The following is a 22238-nucleotide window of genomic DNA, read 5'->3' on the forward strand; positions in this document are numbered from 1 at the left end:
GGTTTTGAAATTTATTTTCTTAATTTATTATTCTTTAACTCTTCTAAAAAACTCTTATAAGATATCTTTAATCCTTGATCTAAATCAGTAGATGCAGACCATCCTATTTCAGTGAATTTACGGATATCAAGAAGCTTTCTTGGTGTGCCATCTGGCTTATCTTTTTCCCATAAGATTTCTCCTGTGAATCCACATATATTAGCTATTTTGTAAGCTAGGTCTTTAATGGTAATTTCATTCCCTGATCCTACATTTAAAAAATTTAATTCATTTAATTTTGGTCTCCAATTTTCTAAAGCATATACGCATGAACTACCAAGATCATCAACAAAAAGGAATTCACGTAGAGGTGATCCGGTGCCCCAGCATTTTACTTGTGATTTTTTTTCTAAAACTGCCTCATGAAATCGTCTAATCAATCCAGGAATAACGTGACTGTTTTCTTTATGGTAATTATCACCACTTCCATATAAGTTAGTAGGCATCAAGCATATTGCATCAAAGTTATATTGTTTTCTTAAAGCATCACATAATTTTATTCCTGTTATTTTTGCTAATGCATACCATTGATTAGTTTGCTCAAGCGAGCCTGTTAAAAGATCTTCTTCAACCATGGGCTGTTTACAATATTTTGGAAAGATACAACTACTCCCAAGAAATAAAAGCCTTTTAACATTATTTTTCCAAGCAGCTTCGATGATGTTATTTTGTATTTTCATGTTATCTAACAAGAATTCAGTTGGATAAGAATTATTAGCTATGATACCTCCAACTTTGGCAGCTGCTATAACAACAACTTCAGGTTTATTATTATAAAACCATTTGATTACTGATTCATGATTACAAAGATCTAGTTCATCTCTGCGAACAGAAATACTATTTCTATAGTTGTTTTTAATAAGTGCTCTACAAATTGCACTACCTGCCATGCCATTATGACCTGCAATAAAAAATCTATCTTTTTTATCGATTAATTTTCCCATAATCAAATTAAAAAATTAATTTTTATTTTTTTTAGAAAATTCTTTTTCTAAAATTGAATTTTTTAAAGCAATATTTTTATCATTTTCAATCATTTCTTCTATTAATTTTTCTAATGAAATTTTTGGTTCCCAATTTAGTATTTTTTTTGCTTTACTTGCATCTCCTATTAGAGTTTCAACTTCAGCAGGTCTAAAATAACGTTTATCAACTTTTATCACTTCTTCTCCTGTATCAGCCCTTATCCCGATCTCGTTTAGACCCTCTCCCTTCCAAATAATTGCTTTATTGGAGCTTGAATTTTTATTCCAACCTAATTTATTTGCAGCAATCTCAATAAATGTTCTTACAGTTTCTTGCCTGCCAGTAGCAATAACAAAATCCTCAGGTTTTTCTTGTTGTAACATTAGCCATTGCATTTCTACATAATCTTTAGCATGTCCCCAATCACGTAAAGAATTTAAATTACCCATATAAATACATTTTTCTAATCCTGCATTAATCCTAGCTAAACCTCTCGTAATTTTTCTAGTGACAAAAGTTTCCCCTCTTCTTGGACTCTCATGATTAAACAATAATCCATTGCAAGCATACATATTGTAAGCCTCTCTATAATTAACAGTTATCCAATAAGCATATAATTTTGCTACTCCATAAGGACTTCTAGGATAAAATTGTGTTTTTTCAGTTTGCGGCGTTTCTTGAACTAGTCCAAATAGCTCGCTTGTGCTTGCCTGATATATTCTCGTACGTTCTGTTAATCCCAAAAACCTTACAGCTTCAAGAATTCTTAAAGTACCAAGCGCATCTGAATTAGCTGTATATTCTGGCGATTCGAAACTAACCGCCACATGACTTTGTGCTCCTAAATTATAAATCTCATCTGGTATTATTTGCCCAATTAGTCTAATAATGTTTGTACTATCTGTAAGGTCACCATAATGCAGTATTAATTCACAATTAAAATCATGTGGATCTTGATATAGATGATCTATCCTTCCAGTATTAAAACTACTAGATCTCCTTTTTAAACCATGGACCTCGTATCCTTTACTAAGTAAAAATTCTGCCAAGTAACTACCATCTTGACCTGTGATACCAGTAATAAGAGCTTTTTTTGATTTATACATTTTGGTAAAATTCCCCTAAATTTTTTAAGTATAGTTTTCTATATATAATTAAATATTAATATTGAATTATGGCATATTTTGAATTAATCTTCAAAAATAAAGTTTATTTTGATGATTTTATTAATTTTGTATTAATATAAAGGCTTATAATTTTTTCAGTAGGTTTTCAACATTTGGGAAATAATATTATTATTTAATCTCCAACACCATCACCAAGTCGCCATAAGCTAAGACCTGCATCCCTAACTTCTTGAATATTAACAATTGACCTTGAATCAAAGACCCAAGCAGGTGGAACCATTTGTTTTGCTATAACCGTCCAATTAAGATTTTTAAACTCTTCCCATTCAGTAAGAATTATTGTGGCGTAAGCATTTTTAAAAATTTGATGATTATGAATACTTTTAATATGTTCCCAGCTTCCTGTGTCTTTATTTGAAGAAGTATTTTCATTCACTAAAGATTTTGTTGGATTTATTTTTAAATCATTTTTTATTTGGGAGGCGGAAACTTTAGGATCATAAATTAAAAGATTTGCTCCTTCATTAAGTAAGTTTTTGCATATATTAATTGCTGCAGATTCTCTTGTATCGTTAGTATTAGCTTTAAAAGCAAATCCTAAAATTATTAATTTTTTATTTGCTACAGTCCCAAAAAGTTTTTTTACAATAATTTCTGAAATTCTTTTTTGATGCCAGTTATTTATTTCAACAACGCTTTCCCAAAAATTAGCCACTTCTGTTAATCCAAAATATTCTGCCAAGTAAACAAGATTTAAGATATCTTTTTTAAAACAACTTCCTCCAAATCCTGGCCCAGAATTAAGAAACTTTGATCCTATTCTGCTATCTTTGCCAATAGCTCTTGAAACTTCTCTAACATCTGCACCAGTAACTTCACAAATCGCGCTTATGGAGTTTATTGAACTAATTCTTTGAGCCAAAAAAGCATTTGAAGTAAGCTTAGCAAGCTCGCTACTCCATATATTAGTTAGAAGAATTTTGTCTTCAGGAACCCATTCTTTATAGATTTCTGATAATCCAAGCATTGCTTGTTTATCATCACCTCCAATTAAAACTCTATCAGGATTTAATAAGTCATTTATTGCAGTTCCTTCAGCGAGAAACTCTGGATTAGATAATACCTTAAAACTTTTTTTTAGTACTCCAGAGTTTTTTTCAGCAGAATAAAGAATTTTTTGTATTACTTCTGCTGTTCTGACAGGTAAAGTGCTTTTTTCAACTACTATTGTATGACCCTTAGCAAACTTAGCAACTTCTCTAGCACTTGCTTCTACCCACTTTAAATCACTAGCTTTACCAGCACCAATACCTTTTGTCTTAGTGGGTGTATTTACTGAAATAAAAATCATATCTGCATTTTCTACTGATTCTTTTATTCTGGTTGAAAAGATTAAATTTTTGCCCCTTGTTTTTCCTACTATTTCTGCCAGGCCAGGTTCAAAAACTGGTAATTTTGATAAATCATCAGAATTCCAAGCATCTATTCTTTCTTTATTAACATCAACTACATTTATACATATATCAGGACACTTAAGAGACATTACAGCCATAGTTGGCCCCCCAACATATCCTGCTCCAATACAACAGATTTTTTTTATTGGTATATCCATGGCTTTGATATTTTTTTAAATTTATATAAAATAATAAATAATTCTATTTGTGTAATTTATTTTTGAAATTAAAAATACTTTTATCATAAAATAGGGATCTTTTTAATTTTGAGTTAAATTTTATAAATTGATTATAATTTACGATCTTAATTTCAAATTAATTTTTTAGTAAAACTTATGGTAAGTTTTATTCACTATTATATCAAAAACCACCCTTCCCAAAGGGAAGTATTAATACTTTCAATGTCTTTATGAAAATTTTAATATCTAGAAGAAAGCTGGTATTTTTGGAATAAAAAATATCTAATTCTATTCTTTTTTCATAAGAAAGATTATTCCTCCCACTTACTTGCCATAATCCTGAGATACCAGGTTTTATTAAAAAAGCTTTTTCAAAGTTATTCCCGTATTTTTTGATTTCACTTTTAACTATTGGTCTGGGCCCAATAAAACTCATTTCTCCTTTTAAAACATTAATGATTTGAGGCAATTCGTCTAAACTTGAAAATCTGAGAAATTTACCAATATTTGTAATTCTTGGATCATTTTTAATTTTTCTTGTATTTTTAAATTCATTTTTAAAATTTGGATTTTTAATTAATATTTTTTTTAAAAGATATTTTGATTCCGGCTTCATTGTGCGAAATTTGTAGCAAGAAAAAGTTTTATTATTCTTTCCAATCCTTTTTTGGATATAAAAAATAGCACCCTTTGAATCCATCTTAATTAATATTGCAATTAATAGAAAAAATGGAATTAAAAAAATTATTAATAAAAGAGAAAATACAAAATCACAAAATCTCTTGAAAATCTTATAGAACAAAACTTAGAAAAAGCTTTTAAAATAATAAATGGTTTTAATGATTAAATGTTAAATTTGTATTTTATAGTTAATAATTTGTTTATTTGAATTCCGTAAGAGATTTATCTATAAGATTTGAAAATTTATTTTTAAAAGTTTCAATGCTAAAATTTTGTGCCCATAAGTTTATGTCTTGGCTAGAGAATTCTAACCAAAGTTTTTTATCTTCAAAAAACTTTATACAATCTCTTAAGTCCGTATCGCATTGATTATTAAATAAAACACCAGTTGGGATAATATTTGTGGAATTTATACAATTAACTGTATCTAATATTCCAGCTTTTTTAAGTGCAATTATTGGAGCTCCTGCTGCCATTGCTTCAACAGGGGCTATTCCAAAATCTTCTGTTCCAGCATAAACAAAAGCTCTACACTTTTCCATAAGTTGTTTAACCGCAAGATCGTCTTGATAATTTAAAAAACTAATATTACCTTGGGCTATTTTCATAAGTTGTTTTTTTTCTGGACCTTCACCAACAATTACCAATCGTAAATCTAATTTATTGAATGCTTTTACTAATAAATCAATTCTTTTATTTGGAACCAATCTTGATACACTTAAATAAAAATCGTCTCTTGATTGTTTTGGGCAGAATTTTTTTATATTTACAGGAGGGTGAATAACTAATGAATTTCTACCCCAATATTTTTTTATTCTTTTTGCAGTAAAGTTAGAGTTTGAAACTAATTTATCGATCCTTACACTACTTAAATAATCCCACTTTCTTAAATCTTGTAGAATCAGCCTCAATAAAGGATTTATTCCCAATTTCTTATATGATGAATCTTTAAGATATGTATTCATTTGATCCCAGGCATATCTCATTGGTGAATGAATATAACTTATATGTAACTGATCAGGGCAAGTAATAACACCTTTTGCTACTGCATGACTTGAACTTATTACGAGATCATATTCTCTAAGATCAAATTGTTCTATTGCTAAAGGGAAAAGTGGTAAGTATTTATGAAAATGCTTTTTACTGAATGGTAAATTTTGTATAAAAGAGGTATTAATAACTTTTTTACTATTTAAATGCTGATTCTTTTCCAAGTGATTGACCAAACTGAAAATATCATAATTTGCTTTAGTTTCTAATATTATTTCTTCTATTTCCTTAAAAACTTTTTCTGCGCCACCATAAAATTCTCCTGCAAACCAGTCATGTATTAATGCAACATTTCCTCTATAAATAGTTTTCATTAATAAAAAAATAAATTATTATTGAAATTATTTTAAAATAAACAATTGCAGATTCTATACATTTATTAAAGATATTATTCTAAAATTTATTATTTTCGATATTAATTGAATAGTGTTAATGGTTGAATATAGTTTTTTATTATTATTAAATTTACTAGCTAAAGTGATATTCTTTTCAGCCTCTCTAGGATTAAAGTTATAAATATCAATAACAGCTTTTGCTAGATATAAATTAGAATTATTTTTTTCAAGTTTTATCAGTTCTTTTAATGTGCTGGCAGCTTCATTAGATTTTCTTTGTAATATTTGAGAAATAGCAATATTGTATAAATAATCAATATTTTTTTTGTTAACTTTATATCTATATTTAAATATCTGTTCTGAATCTTTTAAATATTTTTGAGAAGGATCTGACTGATTTACCAATTCTACAAGATTGAATAATTTGTCAAAATCTCCATTCTTTAAAAATTTACCCATCTTATCTAACTCATTTATTGTATTTATTTCAAATGAAGGATTTATATTTTCTTCATAAGTTGACTGATTACTTGATATGGCAAAATCTTGATTTTGCTTAGATAATATTAAGGCATTAAAATTTAATGTGTCATTAAAGTTTATTGGATTATCTAAATTAATATTTTTTATAATTTCAATATTTCTATTTGCATAATTACTAATTTTGGGTAAAGCAACATTAATCTCATATGTTTCTTTTTTATTTTTAACATCGATTAATAAATTACTATTGTTTAAAATTTTCTCATTACCCTTTAAATTTATTGTAAGTCCATTTCCCTTAAAGAATAAATCTAAAGTTGTAAGAGGATTTTTGTTGCTTATTAAGCTTACTGACTCATTCATTCTTTTTCTTTTATAAAGACTAGCTTTTGATCCATCTGGTAAACTCCAAGACTTAAAATTTTCAAATCTATTTGATTCTTTTATAAGTTTAGCTAATTTCTGTTTTGCATTATTTGTCATTGTTCCTTGATCCCCATCTTTCAAAACAAACCAACTAAATCTATTTATATCTTCTTTATATGTTTTTTCATTACTCATTACCTGCACAATAGCAATATTTGTGTCCTGTAATTCAGCCTCTGCGGCAATATTAAAAGTATTAAACTCCCTAGTATCTGGTAAAACTGCAACAACTGATTTAAGATTTGTAGAGAGGCTATTTACTTTTTCAATGATTTCTTTATGGGGCCAGTAAATAATTGATTTTTTTTCAAGATTTTTATAAATATTAATTTGATTAAATAAATGTAAAACTGAAGTAGATATTATTATTATCAAAAGGATAATTTTATAGTATTTAATCCAAGAATATTTCCTCAAACTTGAAATAAATAAACCAGAAAAAATGCACAAGCAAGGCAATATAGGTAATATAAAACGTAAGTCTTTTGTACTCATTAAAGTACACACTATTAATATATTAATTGGTAAGCTCAAAAGAAAAATATATTTTTTTGAAAAATTATTTAATCTTCTAACAGAAAACTTTTCTTCTTTTGAATTTTTAAAATATTCTATAAAACCAATAACAGAAAAACTTCCCAATATATATGGACCAACTAAATTGAATATCTCTATAGGATAAAAAATAATTCCCTCTAGGGTATTTGCTTCTAGACCATCTTGGTATTTAATACCCCATTGCCATGAATTAAATATACTAGTAAGAATAGTTAGCCAATTAATACTCAACCATGGCCAAATAGTTATTAAAAATGATGTTATAAAAGTGACTATATCTATTAATGTATTTTTTTTAAATTGAGAATTTTTTAGGTAATAATACAAAGCAACAATATATGGCAAAACTAAAAAAAGTAATCCTGTGGGTTTTGTTAAAAATACAAGTCCTAATGTTGTTCCCAAGAGGAATGATAATAAAAAACCTCCTTTAGTTTTAATAAATTTAAAAAGTATAAAGAAATTCAGATTGATAAAACAAACTTGTGATAAATCAATTAAGTAATCAACGCGTTGATCAAAAATATAAGGATTAAAAGCAAAGATAAGAGCACCCCATAAACCAGCCTTATTATTTCTAATTTCTTTAGCCATTTTGAAAATACAAAATATTGTAATGATCGAAAAAATATTATTTGAAATTAAACTATTTTCATAATTCTTACCGAAAATTAAAAGAAAAAATGAAGAAATTATATAAGTCAACGGCCCTCTATAGGTATCACTTATTTTCCAAAGATTATCCCACCAATCAAAGGAGCTAAAATTTATATTTGCAAAAATATTATATGTTCTAAATAAGTTAGTAAGATGATAACCTTGGTCCCAGCCAGGTAAATAAAGTGTATTTGCATGAAAAATTTTGTCTATTAATACGCTGAAAAATATTATTAGGAAAAGGGTAAATGTATCTTTTTTTCTGAGATTTAGATTTGATAATTTTTTATTCATTTTAAATTAATTTCTTTTCGTTTATAGTTGTTTTTAAACTCGCCAAAAGTAACCAAAAAACAATACTTATTCGTCCATCAAAATACTGTACATCTACTAATTGTGAAATAAGAAAAATTGATGCAGATACCCAGCAAGCTTTGTCATTAATATCTTTTAATGGATAATTATAAATTTCCTTAAATGAATTAGATAAAAGAATTATCAAAAAAATGATAAAAATAATGGTACTTGGTAGTCCATAACTTATAGCTAATTCTGTAAATATATTATGAGAGTGCCCTTTCCAAAAACCTGTTTCATATTCAAATATTATAGGGAAAGAACCTGACCCAGTGCCAAAAAAAGGATTACTAATTATGATTTTAGATGCAAACTGCAAGATTTCTATTCTTGTTGTATTTAAATGGTTGAAGCCTTGATCTGTAAATTCAAGCAAAACTTTATTAGGAAGAATATTAATTAAATTATCTTGAAATTTTCCTTGAATATTTTTTTTTAAAACTAAAAATAAAGAAGACAAAAATAAGGTAATTGGTAAAAACCACCAGAATGTTATCGTTCCAAAAAGTAAAGGAATTGTCAAAATTGATGATCCCCATGCATTCCTAGAATTTGTTAGAAAAATACAAGTAAATATCCCTAAAATTATTATTAATAAAAACGAAAACTTAAATTTGGTTTTTGAGTTTAAAATCTGGGCGATGCATAATGGAAAAATTAAAGTTAACCATGCACCTGCGTAATTTGCATGATTAAATAATCCCGTTAATCCAGATATTTCATTTATTGGTCTTTGGTACCAAATAATAAGCCCATTTAAAATTTTAAAAGGTCCAATCCAATTAAAGAAATATTGACCTAATCCAGATATTATTACAGGAATTGTTCCTAGAATTAAAATAAGGCTAAAGTCATTACGATCTTTTTTCGTTTCTAATAAACCTTGTGAAGCCCAAAATATCCAGAAAAAAGGGATCCAGTTAAATAATCCTATCCAAGTAACGTATTTTTCAATTATAAAATCATACTTGTTTTCTATAAATAAATTTTGCACTAAGCAACTTAATATCATTAAGGTACTTACGCAAAAAAGAATTTTATTATAAAAATCTTTAAAAAATAACTTTTTCCTTTTACAAGTTTGAATTAAAAGTGATATTAAAATGAATATTGATGAAAAGGAAAATGCAGAAGGTAATAAAAATAATCCAATTTTAAAAAATAATCCATCAAATTTTATTAATTTAGGAAAATTTTTTATTAACACTTAGATTATTAATTGTTTTTTTAATTTATCATTAAACTTTTTTATTTTTAATTTTTGGTTAAGTTTTTTATTTTTATCCATTTAATATTTTATTCTCCAGAAAATTAAGGTCTTGAAAACTTTTTGATACTTTACATAATTGTTTGAAATTGCCAAAATTGATAATTTTACCTTTTTCAAATTCATAAATTTTATCTGAATTTATAACTGTTGATAGTCTATGTGCAATAACAACTAATGTACAGTTATTACTTATTAAATCAATTGAATTCATAACTTCAGATTCAGTTTTATTATCTAGTGAACTTGTCGCCTCATCAAGAATTAATAGTCTTGATTTTCTATAGAAAGCTCTAGCAATTGCTAATCTTTGCCTTTGTCCTCCAGATAATTTAATTCCACTATCACCAATATTAGTATTTAAACCGTCAGGAAGATTTTCAACTAATTCTTTTAATCTAGCTGACTCTATTGCCTTCCATACATCCTCAATATTAATTTGTTCTTTATCCTTAGCAAAAGCTATATTTTCTAAAATACTAGAGCTTGGTAAATAAAAAGATTGCTGTACATATGCACAATTAATTTGCCATTGTTTCACATGTTTTTCCTTTAAGGGTAAATTATCTAATAATAAATTGCCTTCTGTAGGCCTTAAAAGTTGAAGCAATAAATTAGCAGTAGTTGTTTTACCACTACCCGTTCCGCCAACAAAAGCTATCCTTGATCCAACATCAATTTTTAAAGATAAATTGTTAATTGCATTTGTACTTGAATTAGGATAAAAATAAGAAATATTATTTAATTTTATTGTTTTCTTTGGAAATATGAAATGATCAAGATAACTATCTTTTTTTTGTTTTTTGATCTTGTTTTTATTTTTGATTAAATTCAGCGTAACTTCTAAGTCAGGAAGTCCTCCTCTGATTGCATTATAACCCTTAAAAGTATCTTGAAGAGGCGGTGTAAGCTTGAGGCATGCAGCTGCTATTGTTGCTAAAAATGGTATAACTTTTGCAATTTCTGTTATATCTGAAATAAATAATGATGGCAAAATACCAATTATGAAAATAAGAGTTATTCCAAATGGTTCTATTAATGCTCTTGGAATCTCGGGTAGAGTTTCTCCCTTCCAAATTGATGCTACTGAGTTTTTGCCTATATTTTTAAATTGATGTGAAAAAAAATTTTCAGAATTAGTTAACTTTATATCAATTATTGAATTTAGAGATTCATTAATAATATTATTTGATGCTAATTCAACTTCTAACCTTTTTTTTGTAGCAAATCTTATATAGGGAATTATGGATAAGGAGATAAAAAGAAAACCAAGCAATAGACCAATAATAAGTATTAGTGCACTAGATTTTGCTAAAAATAAAATTGCTATTGATATCAATACGATCAAAAACATTCCACTTACAGTTTTTAATATTGGTAGAACTATATTTTCGGCTACTCTATTTATACTTACAAGAATAGATGCTGAAAGATCAGTATTTTTATTTTCTATGAAAAATTCATATTCTTGAGAAAGTAGGTTTTTAAGTGCTAATTCAGAAAGATCTCTCCAAATAGTAGCTTTGAGCTTTAATTGTTTGGCTCTTACATAGAGCTTTATGAAAGATGAGAACCAACTAGTAATAATAAAAATAGATACAAGTATTAAAATTTTATATTTTGGATCAAAATCAAAAAGATTGCTCAAAATAGGTAAAGGATCTCTTGGCTGTCCACTTAAGAAGTTAAATAATCTAGATAAAATAGCCAAAACTATTATCTCTGAAATTCCAGCAATAAGAGCAACAGGTATTAATGCAAAAAATTCTTTCCTTCTTGACTTTGGTAAAAAAGAAAATATTTCTAAAAAGTAATTAAATGTTTTGCTACTTACCATCTTGTAATAATGCCATAAGAACTAATATCTAAATATATAAAAAGACAGTTTATAAAGTGTTTAATAAAATTTAATTTTTATTTAAATAATTTCCGATTTTTAATAAATAATTTTCTTCTAAATAATCTTTGAAAATTTTAAAGTGTTCAATTCTTCTTCTTTTTTCATAATTATTTTTTATATTAAATTTGGTGAGATTATCTAAGTAATCTATCCATAATTTTGGTTTATTTTGATTAAATAAATTAATTTTATTTTTCTTGTTTAAATTTTTTATTTCATGATAAGAAGGAATTGAGGTTGCTAATGAAGATATGTTTAAGCTCAAAGCATCCAAAATTGGTATCCCAAATCCTTCGGAAGAGGATGTTGAAATTAAAAGAGAAGTATTTAGAAAAAGCCAAGCTTTTTCAGCTTCGCTTACATAATCTAGTATTAGGATATTTTTATGATTTTTACATAAATCATTTATTTGATAACAATAATCATTTTTATGCATCTTTCCTGCAATACATAACAAAAAATTTCTATCAGAAAGATTTGATTTTAAAAAATAATTTATAGCATTCTCAACCTTTTTTCTCTCAACAATTGACGAATTAAAAAGAACAAAACTCTTTTCTATAGATCTTATAGAAGTTATGTTAAAAGCTTCTTCAAGAAGTTCGATTTCCAATGAGGGCATAGGATAAATTATGTCATTTTTATTTCTATTAAGATTTTTTTTCTTTAAGTATTTGCCGACGCTTGTTTTGCTTTCTTGAGAAACATATAGACATGAGCAATTTTTTTGGGCGTCATTTAATCTATTGCTGAAAACCCAACCATTTTCAGGATGACTAGGAATTTTTATGGGAAGCGCATCATGAATTATTTGTATTAATTTGTTTTTTTTATTATTTTGTGTTTTTAAGGATAATGGACTGCTTGAAATTATTAGGTCTATATTCTCCTTATCTAAATTTAAAATAGGTTCTTGGCAAAGAAGTCGCATGCTTCTTAGTCTACATAAATGAAAAATATTTTTTACGGAAATAAAACCTTTTATATTTATTAGATATTTAACTCTACCGTTTAAATCCCATTTATCTTTAGAAATTTCATTGATTTTGTAAAATTTATATTTAAGAAAATAATTGTTTATAAATAATATAAATAAATTCCTACTTAATTCCAAGATCAATTTTAATTTATATTTTATGCTGGATTTAAAAAGTTCTCTGTGGTCCTTGCCGATAATAAAAAACTTATAGATTTCACTATAAAAAAGATTTTCAATTTTTAGGTTAAGATTATTTTTCACATTCCCATCTAAATCAAATCCAGTTATTAAATATATTTCAGCTCCATATTTACTTAATATTGCAATTGAAGATTTTATGAAAGATGCAATACCTCTATGCTCTTTATTTTCTAACTCAAGAGCTGTAATGGCTATTCTCTTACCTTTTAGAAAATCTTTTTCCATTACTTATCAACTTGGTTTGAAATTTTAAGATTAAATTTTTATCTGTTAACAAATGGTAAGAAGTAATATTGATATATTATAAATGAGTTAAGCACTAAATTTCAAATATTCTTGTTTTCAAATCTGATACATAAGAAAGGTCGTAAATTTTATACCAAATTTGTAAATAAATATGGAATAGCTTATGAGTGTGATTTTTATCCCGATCTTTTCGTTTCAGAATCAACACGAATTAACTTTGATGATTATTCAGAGATATCTACGGGAAGTTTAGTTTATGTTATTTCTTCGGCTTTGAAAAGTTGGTTTCGCGATGTATACCCAATTTTAGTTAAAGAGAAAAAAATTATAATTTTAGTTACTGGTGATTCTGTTGTGAATGCGCCTTTAGGAGCATTGGGCATTAATATAAATGAACTCAAAAATTTAAAAGAAGAAGGAGTAATATATCATTGGTTTTGCCAAAACTGTGACGTAGATTTTCAGGATTATGTAACGCCTATTCCCTTGGGGGTTGATTATCATACACTTCACAGAAAAAACTTTTGGGGAGAAAAAAAGACACACTTTGTTTTTCAAGATATTAATTTAAATCTAATATCTAGAAAAAGATTTGATGATTTTCATAAAAGAAAATTCAGACTAATTTGTGATATTCATCTTAATAAAGGGAACTTTAATGAAGAACGACAAATTGCATATAAAAAATCATTAAATGTTAAAAATTCTCTATTTATTAATAAACCTTTCTCTAGGCGAAAGTACTGGCTAATTATGAGAGATGCTCAATATATTATTTCCCCAAGAGGAAGGGGTTTTGATTGTCACAGAACTTGGGAAGCACTTGTACTTGGAGTTGTTCCAATAATAAAAACATCAGTAAATGATGTCTTGTTTGAAGAGATGCCTGTTTTAATTGTTGATTCATTTAATGATATAAATAATAATTTATTAAATAAAAATAGGATTTTTAAAAATCAAAATCTTAAAAAAATAACCCTTCAGTATTGGGTCAATTTAATTCAAAGAAAAAAAATTATACTTAATCAAAAAATTTATAAAAAATCAAAAAAAAATATTTCAACTAATAAGAGTTACTCACTTTCAATTTTTAACTATTTCTTCAAAGATTTGGTCTTAATGATTTTAGCAAATCCTGTCATTTTAATTATGATTTTAATGCGATTTATAAGATTATTATTTTACCCTTTATTAGTTTTTAAAGAGATCATATTATTAATCTTGACAACGTTGATTGATCTAATTTAGTACTTAAATTTTTTTACGCTTCCTGCAGGATTCGAACCTGCGGCCCACTGCTTAGAAGGCAGTTGCTCTATCCAGCTGAGCTAAGGAAGCATTTTTTTATTATATCTAAACCTGTAGATCTAAACAATCTTAGTAAATCGTTTTAAATATTATTAGTAAAAATTTTCTTTTATTTTCTTTTAACTAGAAAGCACATAAAATTGTAGAGAGTTTTAATTCTAATTTTGAGAAAAAGACTAACTGAAAAACAAAAAGAAGAAATAGTTAAAAGTTTTAAGTCTGGAATAGCTATTGATGTTTTGTCACAACAATATGATTGTACTAATTCCACAATCATAAGAAATCTGAAAAAAAATATTGGCGAATTAAAATATAAAGAATTCTTTAATAAAAATAAATCTTCTACAGAGAAATCCATAACTAATAAGAATCAAACTAATGATTTTAATAATAAAGATTTAAATAGTGATGATTTAAGCAAATATTCTAATAATCCCAAAGTTTTAAATGAAAATATAACTCCCTCAAATTTTGATCCAATTGATGCTTTTCTTGAAATTGCTCCTTTAGATTATGAAATTGATAGTTCTTCTAGAAAAGAATTATCTTCGGTTTCTTTATCAGAAGTTGATTTTCCTAAGGTTGTATATATGGTCGTAGATAAGAAAATTGAGTTAGAGATAAAATTATTAAAAGATTTCCCAGAATGGGACTTTCTACCTCTTAATGATTTGAATAGAAAAACTATTCAAATATTTTTTGAGTTAAATCTTGCTAAAAGATCATGTAATAAAGAGCAAAAGGTACTTAAAGTACCAAATACTGATGTTTTTAGAATTGCAGCACCTGTTCTACTTAAGAAGGGAATTTCAAGAATTGTTTGTGCTGAAAATTTAATAGCTCTTTGATCAATTCTTATTCATTATTCATATCGAGAACTAGAAAGTTTCCAAAAATAGAACCTAATATAAAACTTGAGCCTACTATAAAACTTATTGGAAGCTCAATAGTTTCGTTGATTAATAAATCAACTTTACTTTTGTTTGAACTATTTTGTATCCCAGTAAATAGTGCTAAAAATAAACAAGAGTTGAAAATCGCTGACAAAAATAATTTTTTAAATATGAAGCTCATTTAAATTAATCTTTTGATTTAAATTTTAAATCATATTATAAATTTCGCTTTTTTTTAATCCATTTTTCTTTGCGAGGTATTTAGAAGCTGCTGAAGAGCTTAATCCTGCATTAATTAAATCATTTAAATCTTTTTTTATAATTAATTTATCGTAATTTAAATCTCTTTTCTTATTTATTCCTTTAATTACTATTGTTATTTCTCCAATAACATCCTTATCTCTAAAGTATTCTATAACTTCATTAATATTATTACCAACATGTTCTTCAAATTTCTTTGTTAATTCTCTGGCTACCATGATTTCACGTTTTCCACCACAAAATTCAAGTAATTCCTTTAATAATTTCTTTAGTCTCTTGGGTGATTCATAAATTATGGTTGTTTTTTGATTTTTGCTAATTTCAAAAAGAATTTTATCTCTATCTATTTTCTTTTTAGGAAGAAAGCCTTCAAATATAAAACTAGAGGAGGGCAAACCACTTGAAACAAGTGCAGTTATTGCCGCACAAGCTCCTGGAACACATATTAAATCAATACCTTCCAATTTTACATTCCTAGCAATATCCTCCCCTGGATCGCAAATTCCTGGCATGCCAGCATCACTTACAATTGCAATAGATTTCCCTTCTTTCAGATCATTTATGATTTTTGGAATTTTTATTGAAGAATTATGTTTATTAAAACTAATAAGTTTATTTGAAATTTTGAACTTGTTTATTATTTTTCTGGTTTGTCTTGTATCCTCACACGCAACTAAAGAAACATTTCTAAGAATATTTAATGCTCTTTCGGAGATATCATTTAAATTACCAATCGGCGTGCCAACTATATATAAAATACCGTTTTCTGGTTCTTCTGTTCTATGGGATAATGAAGAATTATTATTCATTTAATGATTAAATTACCTCTTGGAGTAGATATTAATAATCTTATCGATGATATAAGAATTTTCAGCTGGCAAGCGGCAGATATTTTGCTTTATTACTCTAAATTGTTAGAAGACTCAGACAGTAAAAAAAATATAATCAAAAATAATAATGAATATGATCCTGTTACTTTGGCTGATTTGAAAGTTAATGAATTGATTATTAAAAGAATAAATAATAATTATAAAAATATTAACTGGGATATTTTGAGCGAAGAAAATGTAAAAGGTTCTTCAGATATTTTTAATAGTAAGTCAGATTGGATATGGGTTCTTGATCCTCTTGATGGTACGAAGGATTTTATCCAAGGGACAGGTAACTATGCAATGCATTTGGCATTAAACTTTAAACAAAAACCATATATTGGGTTTGTTTTAATCCCAGAAAAAAATCAATTATGGATTACAGACGGGGGTCAAACATGGTGCGAAAAAAGAGACGGTACAAAATATAAACCAAATCTTTTAAATAATAAGAATCTTCAAGAAATGACTTTAGTAACAAGTAAAAATCATGGAAATGAGATTTTGAGAAATTTAATTCAAAAAATTAATTTTCGCAAGGTCGAAATTATGGGAAGCATTGGCTGCAAAATTGCATCTATAGTTAGAGGAGAAAGTGATATTTATATTTGTCTAAGTTTACAGGGGAAAAGCTCACCAAAAGATTGGGATTTTGCTGCGCCAGAATCTATTCTGAAAGCAGCTGGAGGAGCAATTACAAATTTAGATAATCAAGAGCTAACGTATGGACAAGCTAGTTTCCAACATGGTGGTATTATAGTCGCCACGAGTAATAAGGTTAGTCACGAGAGTATTTGTCTCGAAATAAAGAAAATTATTGAGGATAACGGAATTTATCCTCTTTAGTTTTTAATTTAGCGGAGCAACTGGAGTAGGAGTTGGTTCTGGATAAGACATTCCATTATTTTGTCCAACACCTCTTAAGGTAAGATTAATTCTTCCTCTGCTATCAATTTCTCTAACTCTTACAGTTACTTCATCTCCTTGTCTAACTACGTCTTCGACTCTTTCAACCCTCGCCTCAGATAACTGAGAGATGTGAACCATCCCTTCTTTGCCTGGCAATATTTCTACGAAAGCACCTATAGGTATTATTCTTGTTACAACTCCAGAGAAGATCTCACCTTCGTGAACCTTGCGTGTTAATCCTTCTATTATCTTTTGAGCTTCTTCTGCAGCAGCTCCGTCATGAGAAGCAATAGTGACAATTCCACCATCTTCTATATCTATTTTTGTATTCGTTCTTTCAGTGATTCCTTTAATAGTTCTTCCTCCGGGTCCAATAACTGTTCCTATAAGCTCAGGATCAATTCTAAAGCTTAATAATCTTGGGGCATGCGGAGAAAGGGATTCTTGAGGCTTATCTATTGCAGCTTGCATCTTTTCTAGAATATGTAATCTTGCAGGACGAGCTTTTTTGATCGCATCAGAAATAATAGAGACCGGTAAACCTGTGATTTTCATATCCATTTGTAAAGCAGTTATACCCTTATCAGTACCTGCAACTTTAAAGTCCATATCTCCAAGAAAGTCTTCAATGCCTTGAATATCTGTAAGGATTCGTACTTCTTTCCCTTCCTTAATTAAGCCCATTGCAGTACCACTTACTGGAGCTTTTAAAGGAACCCCTGCATCCAATAACGAAAGCGTGCTTCCGCATACAGAACCCATTGATGTTGATCCGTTGGAACTTAAAACTTCGCTAACTACCCTTAGGACATAAGGGAATGTTTCTTTGCCTGGCAATACCGGGATTATTGCCCTCTCTGCTAATGCTCCATGGCCAATTTCCCTTCTCCCAGGAGTTCGCATTGGTCTTGTCTCTCCTACTGAATAAGGAGGGAAATTGTAGTGATGTAGATATGTCTTTTCGGTGCTTGGATTTAAGTCATCCATTTCTTGAGCATCACTAGGAGTACCTAATGTGGTTGTAGATAAAACTTGGGTTAAACCTCTTTGGAATAATGCAGAACCATGAACTCTTTTTGGAAGAATTCCTGCAGAAGCTGATATTTTTCTAACTTCGTCGAGATCTCTTCCATCAACTCTTTTCCCATCATTTATGATTTGCGACCTCATTAATCTTTTTGTTAATTTTTTAAAGTCGGAACTTAATAACCTATCATTCTCTGAAAGAAGAACTTTTAGTTGGTTGTCCTCTTTCAAAGAATCAATTTTATCTTGTATCTCAACTTTTATTTTTTCGAGTTCAAGATCTCTTTCTTCCTTTGAAAGATCAAATTTCTTTAAAACTAACTCAATAGGTTTTGTGCAGTTTTTCTCTAAATAAGTGGGCAAGGTTTTATCTTCTTCAGGAGCAGATGGCTTAATCTGTTTTATTCCTAAATCTTTAAGTAAATCTTCTTGCGATTTAATAAGTTCAGTAACTGCTTCATAACCAAAATCTATAGCTTCGATAGTATCTTGCTCCGATAACTGGTTAGCTCCCGCCTCAATCATAACAATGCCTTCAGGTGAACCTGCAACAACAATGTCTAAATCTCCTCTCTCTATTTCTCTATAACTTGGATTTAAGATGAAATCGTCTCCTATAAGACCAACTCTAACTGCAGCCATTGGCCCGTAAAATGGAATCTCTCCAAGTAAAGTTGCGATTGAAGCTCCTGTAACAGCCAAAACATCTGCTGGAACTCTTTCATCTAGAGAAAGGCATGATGCGACTATTTGAATCTCATCCCTCATCCATGTGGGGAAAAGTGGCCTCATTGGCCTATCAATTAATCTTGCAATTAAAGTCGCTCTTTCTGGTGGGCGACCTTCTCTCCTCATGAAACCACCAGGAATTCTTCCGGCAGCATATAGTTTCTCCTCATAGTCGCATATCAGAGGTAGAAAGTCTGATGGGTCTTTTTTTGCAGTTTTTGTCGCTGTAACTAATAGTGAGGTATCACCACACTCAATCATTACTGATCCACTTGCTTGAGGAGCATATAGTCCTGTAGTTAGTCGTATCTCTCGTCCGTCAAACGTGATCGACTTATTTTGTCCTTCCACTTTTTAAATTATAAATCTATACATAATTTATTCTTACATTTTATAGGGACATATTGAGTAAATTATTTAGATAAGCTATAAAAATTTTTAAAAATGTCCTAAAAATTAGTTTAATTTCTAAAATAATTATTTTTTTGAGAAATTAGTGTACTTAAGTTAAAAACTTATACTACCAACTTGATTTAACTACTCCAGGAAGTTCACCGTTATGAGCTCTTTGTCTTAACTGATTCCTGCAAAGACCAAAATCTCTATATACTCCTCTAGGTTTACCAGTTGCCCAACACCTATTTCTTACTCTATTTGGTGCAGAGTTCCTTGGCAGACCTTGAATCTTTCTATGAATTTCTAACCTTTCCATTGGATCTTTCGCAGCATTAAATTCATCTAATAATGCTTTCCTTTTTGCAGCATATTTCTTCACAAGTTTTTTGCGTTTAACTTCTCTCGCAATCATGGACTTTTTCGCCATTTAGTCAGAATATTTAAAACTAATTATTATATTAACAGCTGGGAGAACAGTTTTTAAAATTTATTTATTGGTTTAATAATCTTTGTACTATTAATAGTTGACTAGTATCTCTGATAATAAGCAGAACGCTTAGTCCAACTAAAAGAAAAAAACTGGACTGAGTAACAACCATTTGTACTTTAACTGGAACAGGTTTTCCCCTAAAACCTTCAATTAAAGTGAAAACGAGTTGTCCTCCATCTAACAATGGTAAAGGCAATGAATTAAGTACTGCTAAATTAATAGAAATTAAAGCCGCAAATAATAATATGCCTTTTCCACCTTGTTGAGATAATTGTGCACCTATTTCAACAATTTTTACTGGCCCACTTAATTGTTGGGCTGTTGATGAAAAATTTGTAATTAATCCTTTATAACCTTGTATTGTTTTTACCAAAAGTGATAAAAACTCATTATTAGTGTATTTAAAAAGTTCAATTATGTTTTTTGTCTTTTTAGTTTCTTTCTTTATATTAGGTTGTAATTGAGCTCCTATTGTACCCTTCCCATCTATATTTTTTGGTACCAAAGTTAAATCTTTTAGTATCCCATCTCGATTAATTGTTATCGAAATTGGTTTCTCTGATGAATTTTGAATCTCTTTTACTAAAGCAGAAACTGCTTGATCGCCAACTCCTAAAGCATTGCTTTTAATTTTTAAGATTTTATCCCCTGCTTGTAATCCAGCAATAGAAGCGGCCTTATCCGGCTGAGTAGCCAAAACTAAAATACCTGGCTCGGGATCAAACGGAATACCAATAGTTGTTACATTAACAATCAAGATAGTATAGGCAAGAATTAAGTTAGCAAATACTCCAGCGGATATAACAATTACTCTTTGTATAACTGGCCTATTTTTTAAAAGATTTGGATCTTTAGGATCAATATTATTTATTTCTTCATCAGGGAAAGAGACAAATCCTCCTAAGGGAAAGGCTCTAAGTGAATAGGTTATATCTTTATATCTTTTCTGAATTATTGATGGTCCAAAACCAATTGAAAATCCATCAACATAGATACCTTGTAAAATTGCTGCAAGAAAATGTCCCATCTCATGAAAAAAAATGAGAAATCCAAGTACTGTTATTGAGGTTAAAACATTCATTTTTTTATACTAAGCAGTTTTTAAAAAATTTGATCCAAAATATGGAATCAGAGCATCTGGAATCTTAACGCTACCATCTGTTTGTTGGCCATTCTCAAGAATCGCTGCCATTGTTCTTCCAATAGCAAGACCACTGCCATTTAAGGTATGTATATATGTATTTTTTTTATCAATTTTTGATCTTATTGATGATCTACGTGCTTGGAAGTCAAGGCAATTACTACAACTTGAAATTTCTCTATAGCATTTACTACTGGGAAGCCAAACTTCAAGATCAAAAGTTCTACTAGAAGAAAAACCTAAGTCTCCAGTACAAATATCTACTAATCTGTAGGGTAAGTTGAGCTTTTTTAAAATGCTTTCTGCATCAGAAGTAATCTTTTTATGAGCTTCTAAAGATTTACTTGGATCACAAAACCAATAGAGTTCGACTTTATTAAATTGATGAAGTCTTATTAAACCTTTAGTATCCCTTCCATAACTTCCAGCTTCTCTCCTAAAACATGGACTATATGCAACAAACTTAATAGGCAACTGCTTGGGATCAATAAGCTCGTTTCTATGATAAGCAGTTAGTGGAACTTCAGCTGTTGGAGAAAGCCATAGGTCGTCATTAGAACACTTAAAACTTTCATTTGAAAATTTGGGTAATTGACCAGAACCGGTAAGACTTTCTGAATTTACTAAAGCAGGAGGCATTAATTCTAAATAACCATTTTTAGTATGCATGTCGAGCATGAAATTTATTAATGCTCTCTCTAATCTGGCACCATTACCAATAAGTGTAATAAAACGACTTTTTGATATTTTAGTTGATTTGACCGAGTCAAAAAGATTAAGACTTTCTCCTATTTCCCAGTGAGATTTAAGATTCTCCTTGATAAGTGGGTCTCCCCAAGTTTTAATTTGTACATTATCATTTTCATCTTTTCCAATAGGAGCATCTTTACTAGGAAAATTCGGTAAATTATAAATCTCATCATTTATTTGTTTATCTAATATTCTTTGCTTTTCTTCTAGTTCAGAAATTCTGCTTCTGTATTCATTTCCTTTTTTCTTTAAATTATTTACTTCTGGAGAATCATTGTTTTTAGATTTGCTGATTTCTTGACCGATCAATTTACTTAATTTTTTACTCTCAGATTGGAGACTGGATATTTCTATATCAATTTCTTTTTTTTGAAGAGTTAATTCTTGTATTGGGAAAATATTAAAAATTTTTCCTCTCAGGGATAAAATTTCTTCAACTGAAGTTGGATCTTCTCTTATTAATTTTTGATCTAACACTATTTTTTTTTATACCTTAATTAAAATAGTTAATCTAAATTCAATATTAGGGATTTTTGACTAAAAATTAACTAAATTAATGAT

The 22238-nt window shown here is 28.5% G+C and carries 18 protein-coding genes and 1 tRNA gene; 3 read left to right on the plus strand and 16 right to left on the minus strand.

What is annotated here, in order from left to right; all coding sequences use genetic code 11:
- Window positions 1-11: 11 nt before the first annotated feature.
- From BS621_RS07145 to BS621_RS07185, 9 genes are all read right to left on the minus strand, one after another.
- Window positions 12-983 (minus strand): GDP-L-fucose synthase family protein, encoded by a 972-nt coding sequence (locus tag BS621_RS07145; protein WP_077142326.1) that lies wholly within the window; start codon window positions 981-983, stop codon window positions 12-14.
- Between the two features lie 15 nt (window positions 984-998).
- On the minus strand, window positions 999-2111 hold the full coding sequence (gmd, locus tag BS621_RS07150) for a GDP-mannose 4,6-dehydratase (protein WP_077142327.1): 1113 nt from the start codon (window positions 2109-2111) through the stop codon (window positions 999-1001).
- A 193-nt stretch (window positions 2112-2304) separates the two neighbouring features.
- Window positions 2305-3744, minus strand: coding sequence for a nucleotide sugar dehydrogenase (locus tag BS621_RS07155; protein WP_077142328.1), 1440 nt, complete (start codon window positions 3742-3744; stop codon window positions 2305-2307).
- Window positions 3745-3946: 202 nt separating this feature from the next.
- Window positions 3947-4567: a sugar transferase gene (locus BS621_RS07160; protein WP_077142329.1), complete on the minus strand. Its 621-nt coding sequence runs from the start codon at window positions 4565-4567 to the stop codon at window positions 3947-3949.
- 79 nt (window positions 4568-4646) lie between these two features.
- On the minus strand, window positions 4647-5810 hold the full coding sequence (locus BS621_RS07165; protein WP_077142330.1) for a glycosyltransferase: 1164 nt from the start codon (window positions 5808-5810) through the stop codon (window positions 4647-4649).
- A 54-nt stretch (window positions 5811-5864) separates the two neighbouring features.
- Window positions 5865-8249, minus strand: coding sequence for a glycosyltransferase family 39 protein (locus tag BS621_RS07170; protein ID WP_077142331.1), 2385 nt, complete (start codon window positions 8247-8249; stop codon window positions 5865-5867).
- A 1-nt stretch (window position 8250) separates the two neighbouring features.
- The gene (locus BS621_RS07175; protein WP_198025636.1) at window positions 8251-9306 is read right to left on the minus strand and encodes an O-antigen ligase family protein; all 1056 of its coding nucleotides are present in this window, start codon (window positions 9304-9306) and stop codon (window positions 8251-8253) included.
- A 286-nt stretch (window positions 9307-9592) separates the two neighbouring features.
- Window positions 9593-11416, minus strand: a complete 1824-nt coding sequence (locus tag BS621_RS07180) for an ATP-binding cassette domain-containing protein (RefSeq protein WP_077142332.1) — start codon at window positions 11414-11416, stop codon at window positions 9593-9595.
- Window positions 11417-11486: 70 nt separating this feature from the next.
- Entirely contained in the window at window positions 11487-12884 is a 1398-nt protein-coding gene (locus tag BS621_RS07185; protein ID WP_077142333.1) for a glycosyltransferase, read from the minus strand.
- A 111-nt stretch (window positions 12885-12995) separates the two neighbouring features.
- Between BS621_RS07185 and BS621_RS07190 the strand changes: the two genes are divergently transcribed.
- Window positions 12996-14153 (plus strand): hypothetical protein, encoded by a 1158-nt coding sequence (locus tag BS621_RS07190; RefSeq protein ID WP_077142334.1) that lies wholly within the window; start codon window positions 12996-12998, stop codon window positions 14151-14153.
- Window positions 14154-14169: 16 nt separating this feature from the next.
- On the opposite strand, the gene BS621_RS07195 is transcribed toward BS621_RS07190, so the two are convergent.
- A tRNA-Arg gene (locus BS621_RS07195) sits at window positions 14170-14243 on the minus strand.
- Window positions 14244-14377: 134 nt separating this feature from the next.
- Here BS621_RS07195 and BS621_RS07200 point away from each other — a divergent pair.
- Window positions 14378-15061 (plus strand): hypothetical protein, encoded by a 684-nt coding sequence (locus BS621_RS07200; RefSeq protein ID WP_077142335.1) that lies wholly within the window; start codon window positions 14378-14380, stop codon window positions 15059-15061.
- 7 nt (window positions 15062-15068) lie between these two features.
- On the opposite strand, the gene BS621_RS07205 is transcribed toward BS621_RS07200, so the two are convergent.
- Entirely contained in the window at window positions 15069-15287 is a 219-nt protein-coding gene (locus tag BS621_RS07205) for a hypothetical protein (protein ID WP_077142336.1), read from the minus strand.
- 25 nt (window positions 15288-15312) lie between these two features.
- Window positions 15313-16176: a 16S rRNA (cytidine(1402)-2'-O)-methyltransferase gene (gene rsmI / locus BS621_RS07210; RefSeq protein ID WP_077142337.1), complete on the minus strand. Its 864-nt coding sequence runs from the start codon at window positions 16174-16176 to the stop codon at window positions 15313-15315.
- 3 nt (window positions 16177-16179) lie between these two features.
- Between rsmI and BS621_RS07215 the strand changes: the two genes are divergently transcribed.
- Window positions 16180-17082, plus strand: coding sequence for a 3'(2'),5'-bisphosphate nucleotidase CysQ (locus BS621_RS07215; RefSeq protein ID WP_077142338.1), 903 nt, complete (start codon window positions 16180-16182; stop codon window positions 17080-17082).
- 3 nt (window positions 17083-17085) lie between these two features.
- Here the strand turns inward: BS621_RS07215 and BS621_RS07220 are convergent, their stop codons facing one another.
- The 4 genes from BS621_RS07220 to serS all read right to left on the minus strand — a co-directional run bounded on the left by BS621_RS07220 (window position 17086) and on the right by serS (window position 22154).
- A complete protein-coding gene (locus BS621_RS07220; protein WP_077142339.1) occupies window positions 17086-19251 on the minus strand; it encodes a polyribonucleotide nucleotidyltransferase in 2166 nt (721 codons plus the stop codon).
- Between the two features lie 169 nt (window positions 19252-19420).
- On the minus strand, window positions 19421-19723 hold the full coding sequence (gene rpsN / locus BS621_RS07225) for a 30S ribosomal protein S14 (protein WP_025894796.1): 303 nt from the start codon (window positions 19721-19723) through the stop codon (window positions 19421-19423).
- A gap of 64 nt (window positions 19724-19787) precedes the next feature.
- Window positions 19788-20867, minus strand: coding sequence for an RIP metalloprotease RseP (gene rseP, locus BS621_RS07230; RefSeq protein WP_077142340.1), 1080 nt, complete (start codon window positions 20865-20867; stop codon window positions 19788-19790).
- A 9-nt stretch (window positions 20868-20876) separates the two neighbouring features.
- On the minus strand, window positions 20877-22154 hold the full coding sequence (serS, locus tag BS621_RS07235) for a serine--tRNA ligase (RefSeq protein ID WP_077142341.1): 1278 nt from the start codon (window positions 22152-22154) through the stop codon (window positions 20877-20879).
- Window positions 22155-22238: the final 84 nt, after the last annotated feature.

Origin of the sequence: Prochlorococcus sp. RS04 (assembly GCF_001989455.1) — a bacterium.
Lineage (GTDB): Bacteria > Cyanobacteriota > Cyanobacteriia > PCC-6307 > Cyanobiaceae > Prochlorococcus_A.